Annotated in this window: 7 protein-coding genes; 6 read left to right on the forward strand and 1 reads right to left on the reverse strand. The window is 72.8% G+C overall.

The features are described from left to right. Nucleotides 1-125 precede the first annotated feature (125 nt). Nucleotides 126-962 (forward strand): sensor histidine kinase, encoded by an 837-nt coding sequence (locus Voc01_RS39215; protein WP_239160824.1) that lies wholly within the window; start codon nucleotides 126-128, stop codon nucleotides 960-962. Beyond that, nucleotides 959-1687, forward strand: a complete 729-nt coding sequence (locus Voc01_RS39220) for a response regulator (RefSeq protein WP_203932766.1) — start codon at nucleotides 959-961, stop codon at nucleotides 1685-1687. Before Voc01_RS39215 ends, Voc01_RS39220 begins: the two co-directional genes overlap by 4 nt. 28 nt (nucleotides 1688-1715) lie before the next feature. Here Voc01_RS39220 and Voc01_RS39225 read toward each other — a convergent pair whose 3' ends face one another. Continuing rightward, on the reverse strand, nucleotides 1716-2339 hold the full coding sequence (locus tag Voc01_RS39225; RefSeq protein ID WP_203932767.1) for a hypothetical protein: 624 nt from the start codon (nucleotides 2337-2339) through the stop codon (nucleotides 1716-1718). A 233-nt stretch (nucleotides 2340-2572) separates the two neighbouring features. On the opposite strand from Voc01_RS39225, the gene kdpF reads away from it, so the two are divergent. From kdpF to Voc01_RS39245, 4 genes are read left to right on the forward strand one after another with little or no spacing between them, the layout of a single operon-like run. After that, entirely contained in the window at nucleotides 2573-2653 is an 81-nt protein-coding gene (kdpF, locus tag Voc01_RS55080; protein WP_203932772.1) for a K(+)-transporting ATPase subunit F, read from the forward strand. Further along, nucleotides 2653-4290: a potassium-transporting ATPase subunit KdpA gene (gene kdpA, locus Voc01_RS39235; RefSeq protein ID WP_203932768.1), complete on the forward strand. Its 1638-nt coding sequence runs from the start codon at nucleotides 2653-2655 to the stop codon at nucleotides 4288-4290. The genes kdpF and kdpA overlap by 1 nt, the downstream gene beginning before the upstream one ends. Before the next feature lie 43 nt (nucleotides 4291-4333). Beyond that, nucleotides 4334-6349: a potassium-transporting ATPase subunit KdpB gene (kdpB, locus tag Voc01_RS39240; protein WP_203932769.1), complete on the forward strand. Its 2016-nt coding sequence runs from the start codon at nucleotides 4334-4336 to the stop codon at nucleotides 6347-6349. Continuing rightward, complete coding sequence (locus Voc01_RS39245) at nucleotides 6349-7179, forward strand: potassium-transporting ATPase subunit C (RefSeq protein ID WP_203932770.1); 831 nt, start codon at nucleotides 6349-6351, stop codon at nucleotides 7177-7179. The genes kdpB and Voc01_RS39245 overlap by 1 nt, the downstream gene beginning before the upstream one ends. Nucleotides 7180-7209 lie beyond the last annotated feature (30 nt).

Consider the following 7209-nt stretch of genomic DNA (forward strand, 5'->3'; position numbering starts at 1 on the left):
GGGTGCCGTCATCCCCGGGATGTAGGCGGCTGCATCGCGCGCCCGATGTGGCCCCGGCCGGAGTCTGCGAAGGTGTCGTGGTGGAGTGGCTCGTCGTGGTGCTGGCGGTCGCGGTGGTGATCGCGGTGGTCGCGGTCGCGACAGCGGCTGGTGTCGGCGTCGCGCTGGTCCGCACCCGGCGCCGGTACCGTCGGGCGGTGGAGGAACGGGGCTGGCTCCTCGAACGCGAGCGGGAGAGCGCGGCCCGCACCGCCGTCGACGCCGAACGGGCCCGCATCGCCCGTGAGCTGCACGACATCGTCAGCCACAACGTGAGCCTCATGATCGTGCAGGCCACCGCGGCCCGCGAGGTGCTCACCGCCAGCCCCGACGACGCCGCCGCGGCCCTGTCGGCGGTCGAGGGAGCCGGCCGCACCACGATGACCGAGCTGCGGCACCTGCTCGGGCTGCTGGCACCCGCCCCCGATGGCTCCGACGGCTCCGATGGCTCCGACGACTCCGCCTCCGCCGCCGGGCTGGCACCCCAGCCCAGCCTCGCCGCGCTGAGCCCGCTGATCGACCGGATCGCGTTCGCCGGCCTGCCGGTCGAGGTACGGGTCTCCGGCAGCCCCCGGCCGCTGCCGTCGGGCATCGACGTCACGGCGTACCGCATCGTGCAGGAGGCCCTGACGAACGCGCTCAAGCACGGCACCGGCGGTCGGGCGGAGGTGACGATCCGCTACGCCGAACGCACGCTGCGGGTCGAGGTGCTGACGAGCGGTCCCAGCGTCCTGACCGCCGGCCCGCCGGCGCCAGCCGGCCCCACCGGCAACGGAAGCGGCAACCGAAGCGGCGACGGCGCGGGACGCGGGCTGCTGGGGTTGCGGCAGCGGGTCGCGGTCTACGGCGGCGACCTCGACGCCCGTCGGCGGCTCGGCGGCGGCTTCCGTGTCCGCGCCAGAATCCCCGTGGACCCGCCATGACGCGGGATGCCGCGACCTCGCCGCGGGTGCTGATCGTCGACGACCAGGAGCTGATCCGCACCGGGTTCCGGATGATTCTCACGGCCCGCGGCATCGAGGTGGTCGGCGAGGCCGCCGACGGCGCCGAGGCGGTCGAGGCCCAGCGGCGGCTGCGGCCCGACGTCGTGCTCATGGACATCCGGATGCCCACGATGGACGGTCTGGAGGCGACCCGCCGCATCCTCGAGCACAGCCCCGGCTGCCGGGTGCTGATGCTCACCACGTTCGACCTGGACCGGTACGTCTACGCCGCCCTGTCGATCGGGGCGAGCGGCTTCCTCCTCAAGGACGTCACCGCCGACCACCTCGCCGCCGCCGTCCGGCTGGTCGACACCGGCGACGCCCTCCTCGCGCCGTCGATCACCCGCCGGCTCGTCCAGCGGTTCGCCGCCGACGGGCTGCAGACCACCGCAGGGCAGCGGACCGCCGAAGGACAGCGGCCCGCCGCGGGGGCGGCACCGGCCGTCCACCGCGACCTGGCGACGTTGACCCCGCGCGAGCTCGAGGTGCTGACGCTCCTGGGCCAGGGCCTGTCCAACGCCGAGCTGGCGCGGACCCTCACGCTCAGCGAGGCCACCGTGAAGACGCACGTGGCCCGGATCTTCGCCAAGCTGTCCCTGCGCGACCGCGCCCAGGCCGTAGTGCTGGCCTACGAGACCGGCCTGGTCACCCCCGGCGACGCTTGACCCGCGCCGCCGGGAGTCGGCGCCGCCGTCACGATCCGGCGCCGGTGCCGCGCAGCGTCAGCAGCATGGCGGTGCCCACCGCGACCGCCGCGCCGGCCAGGACCCGGCGGTACCGGCCATACATCTCGTAGGCGTGCAACCAGGCGATCACCGCCTCGACCGCCGCCGACGGGGTGTGGGGCGGGAGCGGACGTACCGCGGCGATCCGCACGGCCGCGCTCGTCGCCGCGGGTCCGGTCGGCCGGCGGTCCGGGGGCGGGTCCGGGTCGACGGCGTAGCCGTCCGGGTACCAGGACGCCGACGGCCAGCCGCCCGCCCCGCGGTCCCGGACGGCCTCGACGCGCACCTCCCGGAACGGCTCGCCGTCGGCGTCGGCAGGGGGCTCGGCGTTCCACCGCGCGATCCGGCGGGCCAGGGCCACGCCGAGGTACTCGCCCGCCGGATCGCTGCGGCGCAACCGCACCCGTAGCAGTTCGAACCACCGCCACCGCAGGGCGACGTCGGTGAGCACGTCGGTGCAGACCTCGTCGACGTCCGGCCCGTCGCCGGCCAGCCGGCACGCGTCGCGTCGCAGCGCGTCGAAGTGGCGCTCGACGAACCGGCGGTAGCCCGGCGCCGGCTCCAGGCTCATCTGCGGTAGCAGACCGGCCATCCATCGATGGTAGGGCCGGTGCCGGGCGAACGGGACCGTCAACGGCGCGTCAACATCGGCCGGACCGCCGTATGCGTGCCGTCAACACCCCTGTCGACGGCCGGCGCGCGGGGCTTCCATGGCCACGGAACACCGAGGAGAGGGAGTCGCGCGGTGGCTGATGTGGTCCTGGTGCTCATGACGGTGGGACTGTTCGCTGTCCTCGCCGTGGTGGTTCGGGCGGTGGAACGGCTGTGAACCTGATCGGTCTCATCGTCGCCGCCGGCCTGACCGTGTTCATGGTCGTGTCGCTGCTGTTCCCGGAGAGGTTCTGATGGACGGCGCGCTCTTCGTGGCATCGCTGGTCGTGGCGCTCGCCGCCTCGTACCGGCTCCTCGGCGACTACATGCACGGCGTGGTCGCCACGAACCGGCACTCGCGCGTCGAACGCGGGATCTACCGGCTCGTCGGCGTCGACCCGCACGGCGAGCAGTCGTGGGCCGTGTACGCCCGCGCCGTCCTGGCGTTCTCCGCGGTGGGGGTCCTGTTCCTGTACGCGTTCCTGCGGCTGCAGGACCTGCTTCCGCTGGGCCGGGCCGCCGTCATGGACCACGGTGCGTGGAACACCGCCGTGAGCTTCGTGACCAACACCAACTGGCAGTGGTACGCCGGCGAGTCGACGATGGGCCACCTCGTGCAGATGGCCGGTCTGGCGGTGCAGAACTTCGTCTCCGCCGCCGTGGGCATCGCGGTCGCGGTCGCCCTCGTGCGCGGCTTCGCCCGCCGCGACACCGACCGGCTCGGCAACTTCTGGGTCGACCTCACGCGGGTCACCCTCCGGATCCTGCTGCCGGTCGCGGTGGTCGCCGCGGTCGCGCTGATGGTCGGTGGCGTCGTGCAGAACCTGTCCGGCGGCACCGACGTCACCACGCTCACCGGCGGGTCGCAGACCGTCACCGGCGGCCCGGTCGCGTCGCAGGAGGCGATCAAGGAACTGGGGACCAACGGCGGCGGCTTCTACAACGTCAACAGCGCCCATCCGTTCGAGAACCCCAGCGCGTGGACCAACTGGCTGCAGATCTACCTGATCCTGCTGATCCCCGTCTGCCTGCCGCGGGTGTTCGGCCGGATGGTCGGGCAGAACCGGCAGGGCTACGCGATCCTGGCCGCGATGTCGGTCCTCGCGATCGCGAGCGTCGCGGCGACGATCGGGATCGAGACCCACGGCGCCGGCACCGTCCCGCAGGCGGCCGGTGCGGCGTTGGAGGGCAAGGAGGTGCGCTTCGGGGTCCCGGACTCCGCCGCGTACGCCGCGGCGACGACGCTGACCTCCACCGGCGCGGTGAACTCCGCCCACGACTCCTACACCGCGCTCGGCGGCATGATGCCGATGGTCAACATTCTCCTCGGTGAGGTGGCGCCCGGCGGCGTCGGCGCCGGCCTGTACGGCATGCTGGTCCTCGCCGTGGTGACCGTGTTCGTGGCCGGTCTGATGGTCGGGCGCACCCCGGAGTACCTCGGCAAGAAGATCGGCGCCCGTGAGATCAAGTTCGCGTCGCTGTACTTCCTCGTGACCCCGGCCCTCGTCCTCGTCGGAACCGCCGCCGCGATGGCGACCGGCAACCACAGGACGGCGCTCAACCCGGGCCCGCACGGCTTCTCCGAGGTGCTGTACGCGTTCGCGTCGGCGGCCAACAACAACGGCTCCGCGTTCGCCGGCATCACCGTCGACACGCCGTGGTGGAACACCGCACTCGGGCTGGCGATGCTGTTCGGCCGGTTCCTGCCGATCGTCCTCGTGCTCGGCCTCGCCGGGTCGCTCGCCCGCCAGCAGCCGGTGCCGGAGTCCAACGGCACGCTGCCGACCCACGGTCCGCTGTTCGTCGGGATGCTCGTCGGCGTCACGGTCGTCCTGGTCGCGCTGACGTTCCTGCCCGCGCTCGCCCTCGGTCCCCTGGCCGAAGGCCTCTGAACCCCAAGGCCTCTGAACCCCAAGGCCTCTGAAGGAGACCGACATGGCACATCTCGCGGACGCGCTGCGCAAGCTCGACCCGCGCACCCTGTGGCGCAACCCCGTCATGTTCGTCGTCGAGGTCGGCGCGGTGTTCACGACCGTGCTCGCGGTCCTCGACCCGGGCACGTTCGCCTGGCTCGTCACGGCCTGGCTGTGGCTCACCGTCGTCTTCGCCAACGTCGCCGAGGCCGTCGCGGAGGGTCGCGGCAGGGCGCAGGCCGCGTCGTTGCGCAAGGCCAAGCGGGACGCGACAGCGCGCCGCCTGGTCGACGGCGGCGAGGAGACCGTCGCCGCCTCCGTTCTCCGGCCCGGTGACCTCGTCGTCGTGGAGGCCGGCCAGATCATTCCCGGCGACGGCGACGTGGTCGAGGGGATCGCCAGCGTCGACGAGTCGGCGATCACCGGCGAGTCGGCACCGGTCATCCGCGAGTCCGGCGGCGACCGCAGCGCGGTCACCGGCGGCACGAAGGTGCTGTCGGACCGGATCGTCGTGCGCATCACCCAGAAACCCGGCGACAGCTTCGTCGACCGGATGATCGCGCTCGTCGAGGGCGCGTCCCGGCAGAAGACGCCCAACGAGATCGCGCTCAACATCCTGCTGGCCGCGCTGACCGTCATCTTCCTGCTGTCGGTGGTGACGCTGCAGCCGATGTCCATCTACGCCAAGGCGTACAACGCCGCCGCCCCCGACACCACCGCCATCGACGGCGACGGTGTCGCCGGCATCGTGCTGATCGCGCTGCTGGTCTGCCTGATCCCCACGACGATCGGCGCGCTGCTGTCGGCGATCGGCATCGCCGGCATGGACCGGCTCGTGCGCCGCAACGTCCTCGCGACGAGTGGACGCGCGGTGGAGGCCGCCGGCGACGTGAACACGCTCCTGCTCGACAAGACCGGCACCATCACGCTCGGGAACCGGCAGGCGGCCGAGTTCCTGCCGGTCGGCGGCGTCTCCGCCGAGGAGGTGGCCGACGCGGCCCAGCTGTCGAGCCTCGCCGACGAGACCCCGGAGGGCCGGTCCGTCGTGGTGCTCGCGAAGCGGGAGTACGGCCTGCGCGTCCGCGCCGAGACCGCCCGCGCGACGTTCGTCCCGTTCACCGCGCAGACGCGGATGTCCGGTGTGGACATCGGCGACCGCCGGATCCGCAAGGGTGCCGCCGCCAGCGTGCTGGCGTGGGTCCGCGAGAACGGCGGCCGGCCGGGCGACGACGTCACCCCGACGGTCGAGCGGATCAGCGCCGCCGGTGGCACCCCGCTCGTCGTGGCCGAGAACGCGCGGGTGCTCGGCGTCATCCATCTCAAGGACGTCGTGAAGGCCGGCATGCGGGAACGGTTCGACGAGATGCGCCGCATGGGCATCCGCACCGTGATGATCACCGGCGACAACCCGTTGACCGCGAAGGCCATCGCCGACGAGGCCGGCGTCGACGACTTCCTCGCCGAGGCCACGCCCGAGGACAAGCTGGCCCTCATCAGGAAGGAGCAGGAGGGCGGACGCCTCGTCGCGATGACCGGCGACGGCACCAACGACGCGCCGGCCCTCGCGCAGGCCGACGTGGGGGTCGCGATGAACACCGGCACGTCGGCGGCGAAGGAGGCCGGCAACATGGTCGACCTCGACTCCGACCCGACCAAGCTCATCGAGATCGTCGGGATCGGCAAGCAACTGCTCATCACGCGCGGCGCGCTGACGACGTTCTCGCTCGCCAACGACCTCGCCAAGTACTTCGCGATCATCCCCGCGATCTTCGCCGCCGTGTACCCGGGCCTCGACACGCTCAACGTCATGCGGCTGGCGTCGCCGGAGTCGGCCATCCTCTCCGCGGTCGTGTTCAACGCGCTCGTCATCGTCGCATTGATCCCGCTCGCGTTGCGGGGCGTGCGGTACCGGCCATCCAGCGCGGCGAAACTGTTGACCCGCAACCTGTGGATCTACGGCCTCGGCGGGATCCTCGCGCCGTTCGTCGGAATCAAGCTCATCGACCTGCTCGTCCAGCTCATCCCCGGGATCTCCTGATGCGCCTACCAGCCTGGCTCGCCCAGCACCTCGCGGCGCTGCGCGCGCTGCTCGTCCTCACCGTCCTCCTGGGACTCGTCTACCCGCTCGCGCTCGTCGCCGTGGGCCGCGTCCCGGGCCTCGGCGACCGGGCCGACGGTTCGATCGCCGTCGACGCCGACGGACGCCCGGTCGGCAGCCGCCTGCTCGGGCAGGCGTTCACCGACGCCGACGGCAACCCCGTCCGGAGGTACTTCCAGTCCCGGCCGTCGGCCGCCGGCGAAGGCTACGACCCGACCGCGACCGCCGCCAGCAACCTGGGACCGGAGAACCTCGACCTCCTGAACCTGGTGTGCGCCCGCAGCCGGCAGGTCGGCGCGCTCGAAGGCGTCGACGGCCGCCGACCGTACTGCACCGACGACGGTGTCGGCGCCGTGCTCGGGGTCTTCCACCGCGACGGCCTCACCGGCCCGGTCACCCGCGTCGTGAGCGTCAACCAGACCGGCACCCCGTTCCTCGCGACCTACGGGGGCGTCACCGTCGAGAGCGCGACGGCCGGCGAGGACTACGTCGCGGCCGGCGCGGTGATCGTCCCGGTGCGGGGTGACGCCCCCGACCACCCCGCGGTGCCGGCGGACGCCGTGACCGCCAGCGGCAGCGGCCTCGACCCCCACATCAGCGTCGCCTACGCCCGGCTGCAGGCGCCGCGCGTCGCGCGGGAACGGAGCCTGGACGAGGCCGCCGTCCGACGGCTGATCAACCGGTACACCACCGGCCGGGTGCTCGGGTTCATGGGCGAGCCGGCCGTGAACGTCCTCGAGCTCAACCTGGCCCTCGACGCTCCCAGGTAACCCGGCCCTCACGACGCCCCCTTCTCCGCC

Source organism: Virgisporangium ochraceum, assembly GCF_016863655.1.
GTDB classification, from domain to species: Bacteria; Actinomycetota; Actinomycetes; order Mycobacteriales; family Micromonosporaceae; genus Virgisporangium; species Virgisporangium ochraceum.

What these genes read in the sequence shown, in the direction of transcription:
- kdpB (WP_203932769.1), top strand. Translation starts at nt 4,334, where the DNA reads ATGGCACATCTCGCGGACGCGCTGCGCAAGCTCGACCCGCGCACCCTG.
- Voc01_RS39225 (WP_203932767.1), bottom strand. Translation starts at nt 2,339, where the DNA reads ATGGCCGGTCTGCTACCGCAGATGAGCCTGGAGCCGGCGCCGGGCTAC.
- Voc01_RS39245 (WP_203932770.1), top strand. Translation starts at nt 6,349, where the DNA reads ATGCGCCTACCAGCCTGGCTCGCCCAGCACCTCGCGGCGCTGCGCGCG.
- kdpA (WP_203932768.1), top strand. Translation starts at nt 2,653, where the DNA reads ATGGACGGCGCGCTCTTCGTGGCATCGCTGGTCGTGGCGCTCGCCGCC.
- Voc01_RS39220 (WP_203932766.1), top strand. Translation starts at nt 959, where the DNA reads ATGACGCGGGATGCCGCGACCTCGCCGCGGGTGCTGATCGTCGACGAC.